This window comes from Cellulosilyticum ruminicola JCM 14822 (assembly GCF_001311925.1).
GTDB lineage: Bacteria > Bacillota > Clostridia > Lachnospirales > Cellulosilyticaceae > Cellulosilyticum > Cellulosilyticum ruminicola.
Window position 1 is genome coordinate 1 of the sequence record NZ_BBCG01000176.1, and the last position, 832, is coordinate 832.

Genomic DNA, 832 nt, shown 5'->3' on the forward strand with positions numbered 1-832 from the left:
AAGTGAGAATGCCGGAATGAGTAGCGAGATATAAGTGAGAATCTTATAGGCCGAATATCCAAGGTTTCCAGAGTAAAGCTGATCTGCTCTGGGTAAGTCGGGACCTAAGGCGAGGACGAAAGTCGTAGTCGATGGACAACTGGTTCATATTCCAGTACTACCTATTATCAGAACTGTAGGGACGCAGGAGGATAATGAATCCCAGGAATGGTATCTTGGGCTAAGCACAAAGTCGCACCTGGTAGGAAAAACCGCTAGGCGAGGATGAAGTGTGATGGGGATCGAAATTAAAGTAGAGAAGTTCATGAATCCACACTGCCGAGAAAAGCTGCTATTGCGTGATAGGTACCCGTACCGTAAACCGACACAGGTGGATGAGGAGAGAATCCTAAGGCCGACGGGAGAAGCGTTGTTAAGGAACTCGGCAAAATGACCCCGTAACTTAGGGAGAAGGGGTGCCAGCTTTGAGCTGGCCGCAGAGAATAGGCCCAAGCAACTGTTTAACAAAAACACAGGTCTTTGCTAAACCGAAAGGTGATGTATAAGGGCTGACGCCTGCCCGGTGCTGGAAGGTTAAGGGGAGAGGTAAGGAGAGATCCGAAGCTTTGAACTTAAGCCCCAGTAAACGGCGGCCGTAACTATAACGGTCCTAAGGTAGCGAAATTCCTTGTCAGGTAAGTTCTGACCCGCACGAAAGGCGTAATGATTTGGGCACTGTCTCGACAGCGCACCCGGTGAAATTGTAGTACCAGTGAAGATGCTGGTTACCCGCGACAGGACGGAAAGACCCCGTGGAGCTTTACTGTAGCTTGATACTGAGGTTGGGTATTAC

1 rRNA gene is annotated in these 832 nt (G+C 49.4%); it reads left to right on the top strand.

Annotation, left to right across the window (positions count from 1 at the left end):
* Window positions 1–832 (top strand): 23S ribosomal RNA (locus JCM14822_RS18760); the annotation flags it as partial.